13 protein-coding genes and 2 pseudogenes are annotated in these 19,206 nt (G+C 41.6%); 7 read left to right on the top strand and 8 right to left on the bottom strand.

All coding sequences use genetic code 11. The annotated features are described in order from the left end of the window. Positions 1–4: 4 nt before the first annotated feature. From NSTC731_RS35595 to trpS, 3 genes and pseudogenes are all read right to left on the bottom strand, one after another. A pseudogene (locus tag NSTC731_RS35595) lies at positions 5–199 on the bottom strand (DUF2887 domain-containing protein); the annotation flags it as partial. 126 nt (positions 200–325) lie between these two features. Next, entirely contained in the window at positions 326–1,246 is a 921-nt protein-coding gene (locus tag NSTC731_RS35590; protein ID WP_445629049.1) for a methylenetetrahydrofolate reductase, read from the bottom strand. Between the two features lie 58 nt (positions 1,247–1,304). Then, positions 1,305–2,315 (bottom strand): tryptophan--tRNA ligase, encoded by a 1,011-nt coding sequence (trpS, locus tag NSTC731_RS35585; RefSeq protein WP_445629048.1) that lies wholly within the window; start codon positions 2,313–2,315, stop codon positions 1,305–1,307. A gap of 682 nt (positions 2,316–2,997) precedes the next feature. Here trpS and NSTC731_RS35580 point away from each other — a divergent pair. Together NSTC731_RS35580 and NSTC731_RS35575 are read left to right on the top strand one after the other, a co-directional pair. After that, entirely contained in the window at positions 2,998–3,153 is a 156-nt protein-coding gene (locus tag NSTC731_RS35580; RefSeq protein ID WP_445629047.1) for a hypothetical protein, read from the top strand. A gap of 473 nt (positions 3,154–3,626) precedes the next feature. Continuing rightward, positions 3,627–5,198, top strand: a complete 1,572-nt coding sequence (locus NSTC731_RS35575; protein ID WP_445629046.1) for a B12-binding domain-containing radical SAM protein — start codon at positions 3,627–3,629, stop codon at positions 5,196–5,198. A 245-nt stretch (positions 5,199–5,443) separates the two neighbouring features. Here NSTC731_RS35575 and NSTC731_RS35570 read toward each other — a convergent pair whose 3' ends face one another. Then, positions 5,444–6,310 carry a calcium-binding protein gene (locus tag NSTC731_RS35570; RefSeq protein WP_445629045.1) on the bottom strand — a complete coding sequence of 289 codons (867 nt, stop codon included), beginning with the start codon at positions 6,308–6,310 and terminating at the stop codon, positions 5,444–5,446. Between the two features lie 32 nt (positions 6,311–6,342). Beyond that, complete coding sequence (locus NSTC731_RS35565; RefSeq protein WP_445629044.1) at positions 6,343–7,608, bottom strand: glycosyltransferase family 4 protein; 1,266 nt, start codon at positions 7,606–7,608, stop codon at positions 6,343–6,345. 151 nt (positions 7,609–7,759) lie between these two features. On the opposite strand from NSTC731_RS35565, the gene NSTC731_RS35560 reads away from it, so the two are divergent. Next, a complete protein-coding gene (locus tag NSTC731_RS35560) occupies positions 7,760–8,485 on the top strand; it encodes a DUF429 domain-containing protein (RefSeq protein WP_445629043.1) in 726 nt (241 codons plus the stop codon). 156 nt (positions 8,486–8,641) lie between these two features. Next, positions 8,642–8,914 (top strand): hypothetical protein, encoded by a 273-nt coding sequence (locus NSTC731_RS35555; protein ID WP_445629042.1) that lies wholly within the window; start codon positions 8,642–8,644, stop codon positions 8,912–8,914. Positions 8,915–9,168: 254 nt separating this feature from the next. Here NSTC731_RS35555 and NSTC731_RS35550 read toward each other — a convergent pair. The 3 genes and pseudogenes from NSTC731_RS35550 to NSTC731_RS35540 all read right to left on the bottom strand — a co-directional run. Next, positions 9,169–11,877: pseudogene (locus tag NSTC731_RS35550) on the bottom strand (beta strand repeat-containing protein); the annotation flags it as partial. 861 nt (positions 11,878–12,738) lie between these two features. Further along, positions 12,739–15,303, bottom strand: coding sequence for an alpha-glucan family phosphorylase (glgP, locus tag NSTC731_RS35545; protein WP_445629041.1), 2,565 nt, complete (start codon positions 15,301–15,303; stop codon positions 12,739–12,741). 621 nt (positions 15,304–15,924) lie between these two features. Further along, positions 15,925–16,248, bottom strand: coding sequence for a hypothetical protein (locus NSTC731_RS35540; RefSeq protein ID WP_445629040.1), 324 nt, complete (start codon positions 16,246–16,248; stop codon positions 15,925–15,927). Between the two features lie 745 nt (positions 16,249–16,993). Here NSTC731_RS35540 and NSTC731_RS35535 point away from each other — a divergent pair. From NSTC731_RS35535 to NSTC731_RS35525, 3 genes are all read left to right on the top strand, one after another. Continuing rightward, complete coding sequence (locus NSTC731_RS35535) at positions 16,994–17,131, top strand: hypothetical protein (protein ID WP_174707946.1); 138 nt, start codon at positions 16,994–16,996, stop codon at positions 17,129–17,131. Positions 17,132–17,668: 537 nt separating this feature from the next. Continuing rightward, positions 17,669–18,370 carry an acyltransferase gene (locus NSTC731_RS35530; RefSeq protein ID WP_445629039.1) on the top strand — a complete coding sequence of 234 codons (702 nt, stop codon included), beginning with the start codon at positions 17,669–17,671 and terminating at the stop codon, positions 18,368–18,370. Between the two features lie 528 nt (positions 18,371–18,898). Continuing rightward, positions 18,899–19,015 (top strand): photosystem II reaction center protein I, encoded by a 117-nt coding sequence (locus NSTC731_RS35525; RefSeq protein ID WP_041566417.1) that lies wholly within the window; start codon positions 18,899–18,901, stop codon positions 19,013–19,015. The last annotated feature ends 191 nt before the right edge of the window (positions 19,016–19,206 follow it).

Below are 19,206 nucleotides of genomic sequence, written 5' to 3'. Positions count from 1 at the left end.
GGGATTCAACAAAGTAAAGTGGTTGGTTCGTAGTTTCACTTGTGGGGATGAATACCCCATCAATCCTAAAAGCAGTTTCTTTTAGCTCGACTGAAACAAATTGATATGCGTTGATATTGGCAGTCGTGTCGCCAATTATGGCAAAAAATATGCTAGGAAAAGCTTGAAATAAGCTATAAAATATTTTGTCAGTTTGCACCTAGATTTAGTCAAGGAAACATTGGATATTGAAAGTCTATCAAAAATAGTGTAAATGCGTCTGTTTCAACACAAAAAAAGCAGATAGGAATAACCATCTGCTTTCATAAAAGATTCATTCTCTAATTTACATAGATACCAATTGATTCACTGGAGCAATCCCAGCCAAATCTAAAATTGGCGCGATCGCATCTTCACGCTTCACCGCCATCATGTGTACACCTTGACATAATTGCCGCGCTATCTGCACTTGCTCGGCGGCAATTTTCATCCCTTCCTCAAAAGGGTCTTTGGCTTTTGCCAATCTATCAATAATATGTTGGGGAATATTTACACCCGGAACACATCTATTAATAAACTGGGCATTTTTGGCTGATTTCAACAGAAATATTCCTGCCAAAATTGGTTTTTTATAACCAGCAGCAATGGTATCCATAAACTTTTCTAGCCGTTCAAAATCGGTAATCAACTGACTTTGAAAAAACTGCGCTCCAGCTTCGATTTTACGTTCAAATCGACTTTGTAAACCCGACCAACTTTTACATTGCGGATCTACTGCTGCACCAACAAATAAATCTAAGGCTCCATCAGTCAAGGGTTTTTCATTGCAATCAACGCCTTGATTCATCTTCCGAATCAGTTGCAGCAATCGCACAGCTTCCAAGTCAAACACTGCCTTGGCATCTGCATGATCGCCTGCTTTTACAGGGTCGCCAGTCAAAGCTAAAATGTTATTTATGCCTAAAGCATGAGCGCCCATCAAATCAGCTTGTAAACCGATACGATTGCGATCGCGGCAAGCAATTTGACAAATCGGCTCTATGCCATTCTGTGATAAAATCACCGACGCCATTAACGAAGACATCCTTAACACGGCGCGGCTACCATCAGTAACATTGACGGCATGAACCCTTCCCTTAAGAGTCGCCGCCATTTGAATCATGTGCGCTGGATCTCCCCCCTTCGGCGGTGCTACCTCAGCAGTAATTAGAAATTCACCTGCTTGTACAGCTCTGCGGAAGGCTGTGGGGCTATGGGTGTGATGCATAAAATTAAGAAATTCAATTTCTTAAATGGTATAGCCAATCACACCGAAAAGCGAAAACTTATAGAGGAAGAGAGTAGCCTAAAGCAGCTTTTACCTGTGATAAAGTTTGATTTGCGATCGCTCTAGCTTTTTCCCCTCCATCCCGCAACACAGACTCCAAATAGCTTTTATCCGCCGTTATCGAGTGATATTTTTCTTGGATTGGTTTCAGAGACTCAATAATTGTATCTGTCAACAATGGCTTGAACTGTCCCCAGCCCATATCCTGACACTCAACTGCCACATCTTCCTTTTTCTTTCCTGACAGCAATGTATAGAGCGTTAACAAATTATTACACTCTGGACGCGCTGGATCGTCAAAAGTCAGCCCCCGAATCGGATCGGTTTTACAACGCTTAATTTTGTATTGAATCTGCTCTGGTGAATCTAGCAAACTGATTCGGCTTAACTCTGAAGGATCGGACTTCGACATTTTGCGCGTACCGTCCGCTAAACTCATCACCCTTGCCCCTTCTTTGCGAATCAAAGGGTCTGGTAACTTTAAAACTGGTTGTTCTGGTTTACCAAATTGGTGATTTAACCGAGCTGCAATATCCCGTGTCAATTCCAAATGTTGCTTTTGGTCTTCACCCACTGGCACTTTATCGGCTTGGTAAAGCAAAATATCAGATGCCATCAGCACAGGGTAATCCAATAAGCCTGCACTCACATTCTCTCCTTGTTTAACAGCCTTTTCTTTGAACTGGATCATATCTTGCAGCCAGTTTAGAGGCGTAATGCAGTTGAGCAACCAAGTGAGTTCACTGTGGGCCGAAACGTGGGATTGTACAAAGATAGTGGAGTGATTTAAATCAAGACCACAAGCTAGATAAAGAGCAGCAAGAGTGTAGGTATCAGCTGCCAACTGTTTTGGGTCGTGTGGCACTGTAATCGCGTGTAAATCAGCCACAAAAAGGTAATTTTCGTATTCGCTCTGACCTTCTACCCAGTTGCGAATGGCTCCCAAGTAGTTACCTAGATGGTAATTGCCGGTTGGTTGAACTCCAGAAAGAACACGTTGCTTGCCCATAAATTCCAACTTAGTTATCTCAAATCCGCGCTATGTCAAGTGGCGATGTCTGGCGACAAGTTGCTTGCGCCTACGCAAAACTCATTTAATTTTGACATTTTCCAGGTCAACTCGCCGTTGTGGAATAAGAGATTTTAACTCAACTCCGATTGTTATAGAAACTCTTCACAAAGAAGAACGACAACTTAGGGACTTGCAAAAAATAAATTATCCCAAATTATTTCTAGATTTGTGGGGCGCAAGACCTTGCGCCCCTACGTACCCTGCGGGACGCTTATGCAAACGCAAAGCGTCCCGCAGGGATGGTATATTTTTTAACTGTTAGTCCACTAGTGTACTTTTGACAGCTTATAGAGTATGTATTTTGACATACTCCCCCCTTTAGAAAACCTACCGTGTATACACAACTCCTAAAAACCTAGCTTGATAAGATTTTCCTCGTTCCCAGTCTTCGACTGGGAATGCATTCATTGAGTCTCTGACTCAATGCTAAATTGGAGGCAGAGCCTCAACGAGGAGCATTCCCATGCAGAGCATGAGAACGAGACAAACTGTTAGTCCATTAGTGTACTTTTGACAGCTTATAGAGTAGGTATTGTAAAGCTTGACTGTAGTCTGTTGTAAATAAAAAGCCGATGCAATCGCATTGTTGCTCAATGCAATCGCATTGTTAGTTCATACAATGGCATTGTCAGTCAATGCAATGGCATTGTCAGTCGATGCAATGGCATTGTCAGTCGATGCAATGGCATTGTTAGTCGATGCAATGGCATTGTCAGTCGATGCAATGGCATTGTTAGTCGATGCAATGGCATTGCAAAAGGTTGCGTTTACATAACATGGTAATAGAAATACTAAACTGCAAAACGCCGTAATAAAAACTTTTTCTCCTCATCAAAGCAGTTTATGTACTTTTGATTTACAAAAATAGACAAAATTTAAATTCTTTTTAGAGAAAGTAGCAGTAATCTCAACATTATGAGTTAATTTTTTCACTCAGGAGAGTCTACTGATGAAAGCTTTACTACTCTGACATATAAAAATGCTCAATTATTTCTGGATTTACTAGCAGACGATTGGTCTGGCAGTTTTTTGTTGCACAAATCCGCGATTATATTTTATGACAACGGCGGTAATCCTGCTAACTGACTACAAAATTATCTTTGCTGATGCAAATGTCTATCTAAAAACAGATAGAGCAAGAATAAAGGTAGTGGGATCGTAGCATCATCTCTGCAATGACCATCCAAAACTCGGATTTGTCAAAAGTAAAAAATTTTTCAACCAAAATTTAATTAGAGGACTACAGCAATGAAAGTACTCTTACTTTACCCCCGCTTTCCGAAAACGTTTTGGTCTTACGACGAATTTATGAAAATAGCGGGACTTAAAGCATTTATTCCACCGCTAGGAATTCTGACTGTTGCCGCTATGCTACCAACAGACTGGGAAGTTCGGTTTTACGATCGCAATGTTAACCAAGAAACAGATGCTGATTGGCAATGGTGCGACATCGTGATTCTTTCTGCCATGCTTGCACAGAAAGAAGATTTTCTCGTGCAAATTCACAAAGCAGCACAGCTGGGGAAAAAAGTTGCTGTAGGTGGGCCTTATCCGACTTCAGTGCCAGAACCTGCCCAAAAAGCAGGAGCTAACTATTTGATTTTAGATGAAGGAGAGATTACAGTTCCACAGTTTTTAGATGCGATCGCTAAAGGTGAAGAACAAGGAACCTTTCGCGCTCTTGAAAAACCAGATGTAACCCAAAGCCCTATCCCTCGCTTTGATTTACTCAAACGAGATGATTACTTAATGATGGCAATCCAGTTTTCTCGCGGTTGTCCTTTTGAATGCGAATTCTGTGACATCATCAATTTATACGGTCGCAAACCACGCACTAAAGAACCCAGTCAAACCCTAGCAGAACTCCAAACCCTTTATGATTTAGGCTGGCGCGGATCTTTGTTCGTAGTGGATGATAACTTCATTGGCAATAAACGCAATGTAAAACGCCTTTTACAAGAGTTAATTCCGTGGATGCAGGAACGTAATTATCCCTTCACCTTCCTAACTGAAGCTTCCGTCAACCTAGCAGAAGATTCTGAGCTATTAGAATTAATGGCTAAAGCTGGTTTCTACTCAGTCTTTTTGGGTATTGAAACACCAGACCAAGACAGCTTGCAAGTCACTCGCAAGTTTCAGAATACCCGCAATCCCCTCTTAGAAGCCTGTCGTACCATCAATGAAGCCGGATTGTTAATCTATGCAGGATTTATCATTGGTTTTGATGGAGAAAAGGCTGGCGCTGGGGAGCGAATTCAAGCTTTTATTGAAGAAACCAGCATTCCTCAACCGATGCTCGGTATACTGCAAGCTATTCCCAATACTGCACTGTGGGAAAGACTAAAACGAGAAGAGCGATTATTAGAAGGATTTGGAGGTATGGAGGTGGGGGATCAGAATTCCTTAATGAATTTTGTTCCTACCCGGCCGATGGCTGAAGTTGCTAAAGAATATTTAGAGGCAATTTGGAGAATGTACGAACCCAAAAACTATCTCCGACGTTGTTTTGAACAGTGCCTGAAGATTACACCTAATCCCCAACTACAGCAGACAATGTATTTTCCCCCTGGCAAAGGACTGCGACTACTTGCAAACTTACTTTGGCGACAAGGTTGGCAACGGCAAGAAATTCGCGGTCAATTTTGGCAGCAACTTTGGGCTATTCTCCGTACCAAGCCGCAATTTGTGAATATGTATTTGGGTTTATGTGCTGCTGGCGAGCATTTTTGGGAATACCGCCTTTTAGCCAGAGAGCGCATTACTGAGCAATTAGGATTCGATCCCCTGACTACGCCTACACCTGCAATACGGTTCGGATAAGCATTTTGAACTCAAAATAGGGTTTGGGGAAAAGGGAAAAGGTTAAGGGTTAAAGGTTTTTTATTCACCTTTCCCCTTTACCCTTTCCCCTTTAACCGAACCGTATTGCCTACACCTGTTGAAAAACCATTAGTCACAATTTAAGATTAGTTGATTGTTAAGCGATCGCTAATGTGTTTTTATGATGTTTTATCAATAGCGATCGCATTAATTTTGCTCAAAAAAACCGAACTCTTAAATTCGATTTACCTCTGTGCTAAACTCACCTGTCCGCCAATTAACCCTAGAAATCCAGTTCCAAAGTGCTGAATATCCAAAAAACTTGCTTGCTCCGGTGAGGTTTTATAAATCCGAAATGTCTTCATAATTCCCAAGGTGGCAGCACTTTCTAAAGGCCCGACAAAACTAATATCTCGGTCGAGAAAATAGGTTTGATTAGCCCAGTAAGCCATTTGATTTGCATTTAAAAAGTAGCAGCCTGCGTGAGGATTAAGGGCACGGCGAAAGGTAATTGGTGCATTCATAATTGTCCCCTTGAGTTCTGGTTGCTCCTGAACATTTTGAAAAGGAGCAGTTACCCGCAAAGCCAAATCCCCATCAATGTAAGCTTTATGAACCAAACCGTAAGGAGAGATTTCATAACGATTTGGCTGGAGCAAATTTAAATTACCTGCTTGTTGAGTAAACCAATTTAATTTTATAAAAAACCAAGGATCGTGGATAATTAAGTCATCTTCCAAGAAGCAGTAATAATCATACTGATTGAGACAACTTTGCAGAACAGCTTGGCACTCAAAACCCAAAAGCATAGGTTCTACATTAGTAGAATGATGCTTATATAAATGAGATGGTAAGGGAAGCTGGTTTAAAAGATGATTATCTTGGGTTGTACAAATAACAATATCTAGTTCGTGAGATTGCGGCTGGTTAGCAGGAAAAGCTATTCGTTGAGCAATGTTAATAATACTTTGAGATTTACCAAATAATTGGTGTAAAGCCGTAAGGCTATTAGTTAACGCCCGCAAGCGAGGTTGCGGGTCTTTGCGTTGGGAAGCATGAAGACCCTCACCGCTAGGTTTGAAAAAATGGGCAATGGTAAAAATAATTCGCATTGTACATATCGCTTTTATCTTTTGACCAATGACTAATATTTACCAAATCCTTTAGAACTTGGACGCTTTTTCAAACTATCAGAAGTTTTGCCAGCAAACATCCATTGCAAATGCTGTGGTAACAGTTTGGCCAAATCATAACGCTTGATAATTGTCTCTCGCGCATTCGCACGAATTGCTTGCATTTCTTGAGGATTATTCAGCGCCTCTTCAACCCGATTAGCAATATTCTGGGGAGAAAAGAAATCTACCAGCAGTCCATTCACCCCATCCTGTACAACCTCTAAAACTGGCGAAGTCTTAGAAGCTATTAGCAAACATCCTGCTGCCATTACTTCTAACATTGACCAGGATAAGACAAAAGGACGGGTTAAATAAACATGAGCAGAAGAAGCTTGCAAAACCTGAAGGTATTCATTGTAAGGAAGCCTATCTGTAAAGTGCAGCCTCGATAAATCCAAAGATAATTTTAATTTTTCTAACATTAATTGTTTATAAGTCTGACCATCGGGGAGATTCTTTCCATAAGCAACCCGGTCTTCTCCGACAACTACCACGTGGCATTTAGGTCGTCGCTGCTGAATTAGCGCTACCGTTTCCATAAACTGCGGAAAACCTCTATAAGGTTCCATTCCTCGTCCTACATAAGTTACCAACTCTTCCACATGAGAAAGATCCAGATTTATTCTTGGTAAAACTAACTTTGCACCTGGTTTGGGGACAAAATAATTGGTATCAACACCATCATGAATTACAGTGAGTTTGCTATGATATTCTTTGGGAAACTGCTGACGCTGCCAATTAGTTGGAGAAAGACCGCGATCGCAGCTATATAAATCGGTTAAAATCGGCGCGTTTTTCACCCGGATGCGGCATTCATCATCAGCATTCAGCGGATCGTTGGGATCGAAATCTGCATCGGAACCGTGAGCGTGATAAAACCACTCGAAATAACACAATAATTCGGCTTTGGGGAAAACATCTTTCATAAATAAAGTCGGCCCCCAACCAGAATGACCATAAACTATATCTGGAAAGAAACCCTCTGATTTTAATTTTTCTGCCACGCGATAGACAGCTTGAGCAGTGAGAACAGCATTTTCCAGATTGCGAACGTAGTGGTGAGTTTGAGGCGCTGCTTCACGAGAAGGAGTATAAATAGCTTTAAAAACGCCAGGTATTTCTCCTTCCCGACGATTTGTCCCAAAGACAACCTGGCAATTAGGATCTTTACCCAAAACTATCGCTAGGTTGCGAAATTGCGAGGGAAAATTGGGATGTAAAAATAAAACTTTCATTGGAATAATCTTGATTAAATTATTGCCAGATAAAATAAATTAAGACAAGCTGCTTAAGATTATAAGATTATTTATCACAACTTTTAGCAAGTAAATTTAGATAAATGCTTCCCCGAAAATGTGAAAATAATCGCAAATTCGTGTTATTACCATGAAATTTATTGGCATTGATTTGGGCTGGAAATCCCAACCAAGTGGACTATGCTGTTTAGAATGGATAGATGGACAACTGCAACTACTCGATCTAGACCGCAAAGATGCCATTGCAGACATCCTCACCTGGATCGATCGCAGCGTCCAACCAGATGAGCCAGCCATTATCGCCGTAGATGCACCTACCCTCATACCCAATGCTACCGGGAGTCGTCTCCCCGACAAACTCAGCCACAAGTACTTTGGCAAATATCATGCAGGATGCTACCCAGCAAATCAAAACCTACCCTTTGCAGAGCGCACCATCAACTTTGGCTTAGAATTAGAATCGCGCGGTTTTGCCCACGCCCCCACCATAGAACCGCAAAAACTCAGCAGATATCAAATAGAAGTCTTCCCTCACCCAGCAATCGTTAATTTATTCAACTTAGAACGCATCCTCAAATACAAAAAAGGACGACTCAATGAGCGCCGTCTAGAACTAATTAAACTCCAAAAATATCTTTTTGATATTCTCCCTTCCTTCTCTCCTCCTCTGCGCCTCTGCGGTTTGTTCCTTCTTGAAATCCCCACCACAGGCGCAGCCCTCAAAGCAACCGAAGATAAACTAGATAGCTTAATTTGCGCCTATGTTGCTGCATACTGGTGGTATTGGGGAGAAAAACGTAATCTTGTATTAGGCGATCGCACCACCGGTTACATTGTCATCCCTCAAAGAATTTGAGCAAAGGCGAAGCCTTTGCTGCTTTAGAGTCCTTGCTGATGCTAAAAATAACGTGAGTTCGATGATCCTCTCCCGGACAACCTCCCTCTCCCACGGGGAAAGAGAGGAGCAACGAGAAATTAGGATTTTGGCTCCCCTCTCCGATATGGAGCTACCGTGTACACACAAATCGAATTTCTTCTTAAATCCAGTCGTTTATTGAATTCGGGCGGTCGTTTATTGAATTCGGGCGATCGTTTATTGAATTCGGGCGGTCGTTTATTGAATTCGGGCGGTCGTTTATTGAATTCGGGCTGTCGTTTATTGAATTCGGGCTGTCGTTTATTGAATTCGGGCTGTCGTTTATTGAATTCGGGCTGTCGTTTATTGAATTCGGGCTGTCGTTTATTGAATTCGGGCTGTCGTTTGTTGAATTCGGGCAGTGGTTAGGGTGGGGTAAAACCCAATACAGTTCAGTTAAGCTTTTTTCTCTTCCCCTGCCTCCCCTGCTCCCCTGCCTCCCCTGCTCAAGAACAGCCTGCCTGAACAGATAAATTTGCTTAACCCAAGCGTATTGGGGTAAAACCCAGATTCTTGAGCCAGTTCAGACTTGTGTATAGACCGTAGCCGATACGGAGAGGGCTTGTCGAACTCACGTTAAAAATAGCATTCCGCAAACCGTATCGCTTGGTAATGGCAGAGCGCTAATTAGGATTAAAAAACACAAAATTGTTGTTGCTTAGTGACAATCCAGCAGATAGTTGTGCAAATTGTACCTGAGTAAACCCAGATGCACTACCATCTTGGTCAAAGAACAATGCACCTGTAGCGCTGTTGTAAATAAATCGTTCTTCACTAGTGGTTGCAGATGTTCCGATTGTAAACTGACTTGCTGAAAGTGAACCTATTGACCGACTTCCAAACCCATAAGCCGATAGCTGAATCAATTCATTAGTAGCGTTGAAGTCATAAATAGTATCAACACCCTTGTCGTAATTATAGATAGTAAAGGTATCAGTACCGTTCCCACCTGTTAGGGTATCATTGCCACCAAAGTATCCCCCACAGAGCGTATCGTTGCCATTACTCCCCACAATGTTGTCATTGACATCTGTACCTAAGATATTTAATTGTTCGATATTCTTGTAGCTAACCCGATTTGTGCCTGTCGTAATTGACCCAGTGTTAGTAGTAGCATTGAAAGTCGAAGTCATTGCTTTGAAACTACTGCCATAATTTACAAACAACAAATCGTCACCCTTACCCCCATCAATCGTATCTTTGCCAGCATAACCCCCAGAGAGGGTATCGTTGCCATTATTCCCCACAATATTGTCATTGGCATCTGTACCTGTGATATCTAATCGTTCGATATTTTTGTAGCTAACCCGATTTGTGCCTGCTGTAATTGACCCAGTGTTAGTAGTAGCATTGAAATTCGTTGTGATTCCTTGGTTAGCATTGGTATAATCGGCGACCAACACATCGTCACCCTTACCCCCATCGATCGTATCATTGCCAGTACTATTACCCCTAAAGTCTACGGAAAGGGTATCGTTCCCACTGTTCCCCACAATGTTGTCATCGTAGGCTGTACCTGTGATATCTAATCGTTCGATATTCTTGTAGCTAACTTGATTTGTGCCTGTTGTAATTGACCCAGTGTTAGTAGTAGCATTGAAATTCGTTGTGATTCCTTGGTTAGCATAGGTATAATCGGCGAACAACACATCGTCACCCTTACCCCCATCGATCGTATCATTGCCAGCACTGCCCCCAGAAAGGGTATCGTTGCCATTACTCCCCACAATGTTGTCATCGTAGGCTGTACCTCTAATATCTAATCGTTCGATATTTTTGTAGCTAACCAGATTCGTCCCTGCTGTAATCGATCCAATGTTAGTAGTAGCATTGTAATTCGTTGTGATTCTTTCGCTAACATAGGTGTCATCGGAAGATTCGTAGGAAGAGTCGTAATCGAAAGACAACAAATCATCACCTTTACCCCCATCGATCGTATCTTTGCCAGTAATGCCCAGATTGTTCCGATCGTTAACACTAACGCCCCCAATGCCCCCAAAAAAGGTATCGTTGCCATCGCCCCCAAAGAGCAAATTATTGCCTTTTGAGTTGTTAATATTCAAGTAATCATTACCGATATCACCGTTGAGAATGTTATTACCTGTTGTATAACTAACATCCAAGGTATCGTTACCAGCATCACCATTGAGAGTGTTATTGCCTGTTGTATAATTAGCATCCAAGGTATCGTCACCAGCACCACCGTTGAGGGTGTTATTCCCTGTGCCATAAATTCTCCCAAAGTTTCCAAATTCGTAGTCGTAGAAGCCAGAAACGGAGAGATAATCCTTACCAGCGCCACCAGAAAGCAGATTATTACCTGTTGAATAAATAGCATCCAAATAATCATCACCGATATCACCGTTGAGAGTGTTATTCCCTGTTGAATAACCAGCATTCAAGGTGTCGTCACCAGCGCCACCATTGAGGGTGTTATTGCCAGAGGTAGGATTGCCAAATAAAATGAAGCCTCCTCGACTCTCGCTGTAGTCACCAGAGGCAAAGAGAGAATCATTTCCATCGCCACCAATGAGCAGATCGTTGCCTTTTGAATTGTTAAGATTCAAATTATCATCGCCAGTACGAAAACGATAAGCGATGGAGTTATCGCCTGTGTTCCCAACAAGCGTGTCATTCCCAGCACCACCAATGAGCGTGTCATTCCCAGTACCACCTCTGAGTAAGTCATTGCCACTTTTGCCATCGATTTTGTCATCACCCCCCTGACCATTTATGACATCATCTGAGTTATCAAAGCCGTTAACATTATTGTTCAGGTCGTTAAGGAAGGTGACTGTATTCTTATTGAAGATGGTACTTTGGGTAGAGTTGGCATTGAAAACATCAAAGCTGTCTGTGATGGTAGTTTGCCCATAAAACAGGATATTGCCCAAGTTTACACTCGCTCCAGTGGATTTGCTGAGGTTATCCAGATTTTCTAAGGCAAAGTTTTGCAGAATGACTTTGGGAGTAGGGTCGTCTTCATAGTAGGTTGCATTTGCAAAGGTGATTTCCAGATTGTTGCCATTCTGGGTCAGGATCATATTTTGGGCAGTTAAGCGACTATCGCCCTGAAAATTGAGAGTGTCCACTTCAGCAATGACTGCTGCTGTTGGGTGTGTTCCTTTACCTACGCCACCAAAATCGGTGATGATATCAATATCATCGGTGATGTAGTTATAAATAAATTTATCATTGCCACCGCCACCAGTTAGAGTGTTGTTACCCTGGTTACCTGCGATGGTATCGTTCCCTGCAAGACCGTTAATTGTGTCCGCGTCATAAGTACCCAGTAGGTTATCATTACCGTTGGTTCCAATGATATTTGCCATAACTTTTATCTACCTAAATCTAGCTTTTCAGTAACTTCCGTTATCAACATGGACTTTATTGCTATTTTTGGGTACAAAAATTAAACGGCATTTTAAGTTTTTGCCATACTTATACATCATCTTTAATTAACACTAGTATTCATCAAAGATTCATCCAAATAATGGCTTTTACGTGACACTATCTAAGCCTTAAGCGCTGTACAAACTAATGAGCGTGTAGATTCAGGCTCGTGGGTCATTTCAGGCTAAATTAATTATTTTTGTTCAGTAAAAATCAATGAACAAGAATAATTAAAAAATCTTACAATTGAATGCTGAAAATTTATACTTGGTATTTGGTTTATTGCCAGCGTTTAAGTTCTACTAGAAGAGAAAATACTTAACTTTCACTCAGTAAAAATATTTTTATAACCTCCTTGCGAGCCATTTTATGTATATGTCTATCTTGAGAATAGAGAACATCTAAATAATCCCAAAATCTCAGCTTGACTATATATTACTGTATTTACTTAGATATTTTTGCTTCAAAATGTATCTTTGTGTATTCTTCACATTATGTACTGATAAATTTACGTAAAAATATTTTGTTTGTGTACTATAGCGATTCTCAGTTAAGTGAAGTACAGATAATATTTTGAAACGCAGAGGGACGCAAAGTAAAGCGCAGAGGTACGCAGAGATTTGTACCTCAGTAGACTAGGAAATGCTATATTAGTCTTTATGTCTTGAATTTTAAATTGTTAAAATTTTTCATCATTCTAGCAATAATTATTTTTGAAGCGTGACTGCATTGCACACGAAAGGCGTTGCTATTAAATCAGCAACGCCTAATCTTGATTATTCAAAAATTAATCAGCACTCTTATTCTGCCCAAGCAATTAACCTTGGTTCATAAGGATTAGCCAGATTTTTATTTTTCGGCAATACACGCAAAGACAAACCTTGTAAGCCAGAAGCGGTATAGATGATATTACCAGTGTAAATACTCAATTGCTGTCCATCTTCGCCTTGGTAATCCATCACTACTGGCACAGCGTTGACAATTTCACCATTGGCATCGATCGCACCTTGATATAATTCCACCTGCACATCATTATTGCTCAAAGTTGCTAAGTCAACCTTGGCTTTGACAGCAACGGTTTGGTTAACTTCAATGTCTGAAGCTGCCGATACGTCAACATCTTTGATTCTGATGTTGAACCAGTGTTCGCTGAGTTTTTCTTTCCAAGCGGCTAGTTCTTTGGCTGGAGCATAGTTATCAACAGTCAGGGTATGATAGCGATCGCTAGCTGGGAAATAAGCCCTTTGGGCATATTCTCCTACCATCCGCGCTGTATTAAAGAAGGGACAATTCAGGCGAATTGCATCCTTCATTTTGGCAACCCACGGACGGGGCAAACCATCTGTATCCCGATGTTCATAAAATAACGGCACAACTTCCTTCTCTAACAATTCGTAGAGAGCATTTGCTTCTACTTCATCTTGGTAGTTTGGATCGTCATAATTTTCTCCATGTCCAATCGCCCAGCCTGTGCGGACGTAATCAGCTTCATCCCACCAGCCATCTAGCACACTTAAATTCGGCAATCCATTCATTGCGGCTTTCATACCACTAGTACCAGAGGCTTCCCGTGGACGACGCGGTGTGTTTAACCAGATATCGCAACCCGCAACCATTAACCGCGAGATATAAATGTCGTAATTGGGAACAAACACTACCTGTTTTTCTAAATGCTGTTCGCGGATAAAGTGATTGATCTCGCGGATCAGTTCTTTACCGGGGATATCTTTGGGATGTGCCTTCCCAGCAATCACGAATTGCACTTTCCGGTCTTTATTAGCTAGTAAAAGCCGCTTAACGCGATCCAAATCGCGCATCCACAGGGTAGCGCGTTTGTAGGTGGCAAAACGACGAGCAAAGCCAATAGTCAACGCGTAAGGATCTAAAACTTCTTGGGCTTGGGAAATTTCGGAGGCGGAAGCGCCGCGATCGCGCAAATGCTTGACCAAATGCTCGCGCACATACAAAATCATATCTAAGCGGCAGCGCTCGTGATTGCGCCACAATTCCTCATCGGGAATAGCGTCCATCCGTTCCCACAATGGGCTATCTGGTGGTGCTGATGACCAATTTGGGCCGAGATAGCGATCGTACAATTCTTGAGTCGATTTCGCCACACAACTCCGAGCATGGACACCGTTAGTAATTGCGGCGATCGGCACTTCCTCCACTGGCACTTTCTGCCACAAGGCTTGGAACATTTGCCGCGACACCACACCGTGGAGTTGGGCGACACCGTTAGAAAATGTTGCCATTTTCAGCGCCAGCACCGCCATACTGAAAGGCCCGGATAAATCGCCTGTATTCTCGCGCCCCAGTCCTAAAAATTGCTCTTTGGGCAAGCCAAATATCTCTGCATAATACCCCAGGTAGTACAACATTTTTTCGGGAGCAAACAAGTCAATCCCAGCTGGTACTGGCGTGTGGGTAGTAAAGATATTACTCGAAGCCACCACCTGTTTAGCTTGGGCATAATTCAGTCCCTCTTCCTGAATCAGCAAGCGGATGCGTTCGAGGGCAGAGAAGGCGGCGTGGCCTTCATTCATGTGGTAAGCGGTGACTTTCAGCCCTAAAGCTTTGAGCATTTGCACACCACCGATCCCCAGCATAATTTCCTGGTGGATACGCATATCGATGTCGCCACCATACAGCTGATCTGTGATGTCATGGTCGTAAGTGTTGTTGGGTTCAATGTTGGTGTCCATCAAATACAACGGAACCGTTCCCACCTGTACGCGCCAAACTCTGGCATACACCTTGCGTCCTGGATAATCTACCGCAATCCGCAGTTCAGAACCATCGGCATTGCGCTCTAGATGCAAGGGCATATTATAGAAATCGTTGAGCAGATAGCGTTCTTGCTGCCAGCCATCAGCATTGAGATACTGGGCAAAGTAGCCTTGCTGATACAGCAAACCTACACCTACAAGCGGTAGCCCTAAGTCACTGGCAGATTTGAGGTGATCCCCTGCCAGAACGCCCAAGCCTCCAGAATAGACGGGCAAACAATCTACAAGTCCAAATTCCGCCGAAAAATAGGCGTAGCATTCTTTTGGTTTCTGTTCCCGTTGTTTCTGATACCAAGTGCGCTCTTGCAAATAATCGTCTAACTGACGGTCAGCTCGATCCATTTGCGCTAAAAAGCCTTCATCTTCGACAACTTCCAGAAGCCGCGATTGAGAGATAGTACCCAGCATTAACACTGGGTTGTGATGGCTAGACTCCCACAGGTCAGAGTCTAAGCGACGGAATAAATCTTTAGTATCAACGTTCCAATCCCAGTGCAAGTTATATGCTAGCCGCCGCAGTGGTTCGAGTCGCGGCGGTAGTGAAGGGGATACGTTAAATGTGCGAATTGGCTGCATAGGTTGGCAAAACTCCAAGTTTAGCTATGGTTATTGTTTACTCTCTTTACCAATGTTGCCAATTCTTTATACTGTAGTTTGTGAAAAAGCGATGACTTTGTTAAGCATTGAGAATTATTTTTAACCTCGTTGCTAAAGTTTACACCAAGGTGTTTCTAATTCTCTGCCTTACTCTGAGCCATATACTTGGTATATTAAGATTTAATCATTTACTGGTATGTATCACTTAAAAAAATTTACTTTTGAATAAATAATTTATATTTATTTTAGTATTGCTTCCGGGGATCGATCGAGAGTCTTGGCTGAAGGTAAAAATTCCCCATAGCTGTGTCCAGTGAAGTTAAATTTTTTAATTATTTTTTCATAAAACCGCGCTGTCAAAGAAGGCAATCCCGATGAAAGGAGTTTCAAAAGCCTTGGATGAAAATCTTCTCAAGATTGTGATTTTTACTTAGCACTCTCAAGCTAGAAGACAGAAGGGAAACCCCATAAATAATCGGATGAAACCCCTACCAAGCAGTTAATCAAGAAAAGCGATGCCTGGGGCGGGCTACACTTATTCTAACTACTTGGTATGAAATATTTCACTAAGTCAGTAAAATAACTTACAAAGGTGTTATTTTACGCACCTAATGAAGGCTGATCTTTAGTATTTTTTGTCATTGTCAAAGCTACAGCTGCTGCATAAGCAAGTTCTGCTGCCATTTGATAAGCAAGTTTGATACTTGATGAAGTGTCCTTGGCTTTAGGAGATGGGGAAGCTTTTTTTCGGCGCGACTCAAGTTTTACATCACCTGCTGCAATCGCTCGCTGTAAAATGATCCAGGCATCTAGGTCTTCTGAGTCATAATTACCTTGAAGTTGCGATCGCAGTTGATCTTCGGCTATAACACTCAAAAAGCCGATAGTTAGAGCTTCTTGTACAATTTCTTTAATTAAAGCCATAATTTAAACCAAGTGTGTGAGTTAAAACTGATACCTCAATTTGGGAACTTAGATGTTTTTTTGTAAATTTATCCTCGAAACTAAGCTAAGTTTTAGCTTTCTTTAAATAAAATTTATAACGAGTACTACCAAGCACACATCACCCTTTTGGCTCACCCGAATGGGTGATTTACAATATTTTAGATAGTAAGTATATAGACAAAATAAATATTTTGAGCTAGTTTGGCTTTTTCACAAAGAGGGTGTCACAAGTATAGTAGATATCAATCTAAGTTGAACTCTCAACGATCAAATTACTTTGATCGGTAACAAGATAAACATAGGCAAAAATGCCAATAACCGCTGACAGAATTTTTTAAATCTCCCTCCTCAATGAATTTTATTTAAATGTATAAAAATATTCGCAAGTAGCGTCAGCTTTACTCGCACTTCTCTACAAGACGCTTTGCGTAGCTTGCTTCCACAAATTAGTACGACAAGCTACTTCAGCTGCGCGGTAGTTGAATCTCGACTTCGCTCGATTACCGCGCAGTCGAAACTCAGTACAAGTCTGTTACCACCGCAGGCATCGCTATAGTAAAAAAATTAACTTCTTTCCTTCATTCTCATCAACAATAAACCTGGAAATAAACTTATTTCATGAGAGTGTTCCACTAAAAATAAAATGTGTTATCGTTAAAAACAATTGTTCTTAAAAACCATTCATGTCATTAAAAACGTGAATTGGCTAGTCTGTAAATCATCTGTGTGCAACATGATTGGAGCAGCATACTCTAGAAATTCGTTGCAAGAAAGCCGTCATAGCAGTCGGGGAAGCGCTTACTTGTTTGCACCGATGGTTAACTTCAATGTGATGGCTGATGTAGGAGATAATCCACCCTAACTGGATTTTATTTGGGCAAAAATACCCAGAAAAATCCAACAATAATTACATTGTCATGCTAGGCAGAAATTTTATTTAAACTTTGAATATAGTCTAGTTAAATGTATTTTTTGTTGCCAAATAGCTTGTGAAACCGAATTGTTTCAAAAGACTAAAACCGCTTGAGAGTAAATAACCTCAAGACAAACAACACTATCCCTATTTGCTTTAGGAGTGCTGTTAGCAGTAGCAAGCTGTTCAAATTTGCCAGAAAACCAAAACAGTAGCCTATCTAAACCAGCAAATTTTCCATTAAACAATTTAGAATCTAAGTTTTGACACAGCAATGCACTGAAATTGTTTTGTTAATTGATTTTGTGAAATGTCAGCCGAAATTTTACGTGCATATAGTACAAAATCTGCTAGCAACTTAATACAATTGTGCATATTACTTGAGTAATTCTACACACCTAACCATTGGTATTGGCAGAAGATTAGAATACAGCCAAAACAACTTTAAACACTGTCAACAATAATTGATTCACGAGATATGTAGCCATGCAGAACGAGCAATATTTTTCCAAATTGCAGCGCGTGCAAGAACTTTTAGTAACTACAGTGTTAGGAGATATTCCAACACTTCTTCTCGGCCCAAAGTTGCGTAATTTAGGATATCGTAGTATTTTTGCCCAGATAGACAGCCCGGTATATATTCAAAATGGTGTTGAATTTAACGGTACTTCTTGTATTGAGATCGGCACAGGAGTCTATATTTTCAAAGGTGTGCGGATGGATGCGAGAGGACATAAAAATAATAGAATTCATCTAGGAAATAGAGTCGCGATTGAACGTAACGTTGATATCGGGTCTTTAGAAGATACATATATCCATATTGATGAAGACACATTCATTGCTCCTAGCGTGTGTATTGAGGGGCCAGGAGACATTAAAATTGGTAAACACTGCATGATTGCTGCCCATTCAGGGATATATGCTAATAATCATAATTTTGCCGATCCGATGGAGCTGATTAAATACCAAGGTGTTACTCGCAAGGGAATTGTGATTGAGGATGATTGTTGGCTAGGACATGGAGTAACAGTATTAGATGGCGTTACTATCGGCAAAGGCAGTGTTATTGGTGCAGGAGCAGTTGTTAATAGAGATATTCCTGCTTTTTCCGTTGCTGTCGGCACACCTGCACGAGTAATCAAAAACCGAATTGGCAAAGATATAGCAAAGCTTCAAGTTGAGAAATAGGGCATGGGGTATAAGACGCAGGGGGCAGGGGGCAGGGGAGCATACTTCGACTACGCTCAGTAACCAGGGGAGCAGGGGAGCAGGGGACAAGGGGACAAGGGGACAAGGGGACAAGGGGACAAGGGGACAAGGGGACAAGGGGACAAGGAGATAAACAAAACTCCTAACTCCTAACTCCTAACTCCTAACTCTTAACTCAGCACTCCTAACTCAGCACTCAGCACTCCTGAAGGGCATGGGGAATAGTAACTATCCCCTGTAAGCTGTTGCCTTTTTTGGGAAACCTTTGCCATCAGTCAACGTCACAAGGGTAAACGCCTCTGAGTTATCTTTCTTAAGGGCATCTACAAGTCAGACAACTGACATCTTGTACATTATCAATAACCGTAGGATAGACATTCCTAGTCTTGAGTCCCCAGAGTCCTCTAAAAAAGGGACGAGATTTGGGTAATATAAAGTAGCTATCTTTTCTGCATTGCAGATACTGAAAGAACAGCTTTCTTTGTTTTACCCGTTGGAGATATTTCTATGCTGACTTTAAAAATCGCTGTTTATATAGTTGTTGCCTTCTTCGTAACTATCTTCATCTTCGGATTTTTGTCGAACGATCCAGCTCGTAACCCCGGCCGTCGGGACTTAGAGTAAAAGGGCGATAAATCATCCGCGACTTTGGAAGGCGGAAAATACTAAACGCCACGGAAACTTACTAAGCGAAAATTTAGTAAGTTTCTTTCTCCAAGTAGCTTGCTGTAGGTAGCAGAAGGCGACAGTCGGAAGGCAAAATGTATGTTTATCCTTCCCTTTGTCATTTGGCTGTTTGTTAGCCCGATTTTGCT

It is taken from the genome of Nostoc sp. DSM 114167 (assembly GCF_052692655.1).
This window is presented reverse-complemented; position numbering and strand designations above follow the sequence as displayed.

Excerpts from the sequence above, each read along its gene's own strand:
- NSTC731_RS35590 (WP_445629049.1), bottom strand. The coding sequence starts at position 1,246 with ATGCATCACACCCATAGCCCCACAGCCTTCCGCAGAGCTGTACAAGCA.
- trpS (WP_445629048.1), bottom strand. The coding sequence starts at position 2,315 with ATGGGCAAGCAACGTGTTCTTTCTGGAGTTCAACCAACCGGCAATTAC.
- NSTC731_RS35580 (WP_445629047.1), top strand. The coding sequence starts at position 2,998 with ATGGCATTGTCAGTCAATGCAATGGCATTGTCAGTCGATGCAATGGCA.
- NSTC731_RS35575 (WP_445629046.1), top strand. The coding sequence starts at position 3,627 with ATGAAAGTACTCTTACTTTACCCCCGCTTTCCGAAAACGTTTTGGTCT.
- NSTC731_RS35570 (WP_445629045.1), bottom strand. The coding sequence starts at position 6,310 with ATGCGAATTATTTTTACCATTGCCCATTTTTTCAAACCTAGCGGTGAG.
- NSTC731_RS35565 (WP_445629044.1), bottom strand. The coding sequence starts at position 7,608 with ATGAAAGTTTTATTTTTACATCCCAATTTTCCCTCGCAATTTCGCAAC.
- NSTC731_RS35560 (WP_445629043.1), top strand. The coding sequence starts at position 7,760 with ATGAAATTTATTGGCATTGATTTGGGCTGGAAATCCCAACCAAGTGGA.
- glgP (WP_445629041.1), bottom strand. The coding sequence starts at position 15,303 with ATGCAGCCAATTCGCACATTTAACGTATCCCCTTCACTACCGCCGCGA.
- NSTC731_RS35540 (WP_445629040.1), bottom strand. The coding sequence starts at position 16,248 with ATGGCTTTAATTAAAGAAATTGTACAAGAAGCTCTAACTATCGGCTTT.
- NSTC731_RS35530 (WP_445629039.1), top strand. The coding sequence starts at position 17,669 with ATGCAGAACGAGCAATATTTTTCCAAATTGCAGCGCGTGCAAGAACTT.
- NSTC731_RS35525 (WP_041566417.1), top strand. The coding sequence starts at position 18,899 with ATGCTGACTTTAAAAATCGCTGTTTATATAGTTGTTGCCTTCTTCGTA.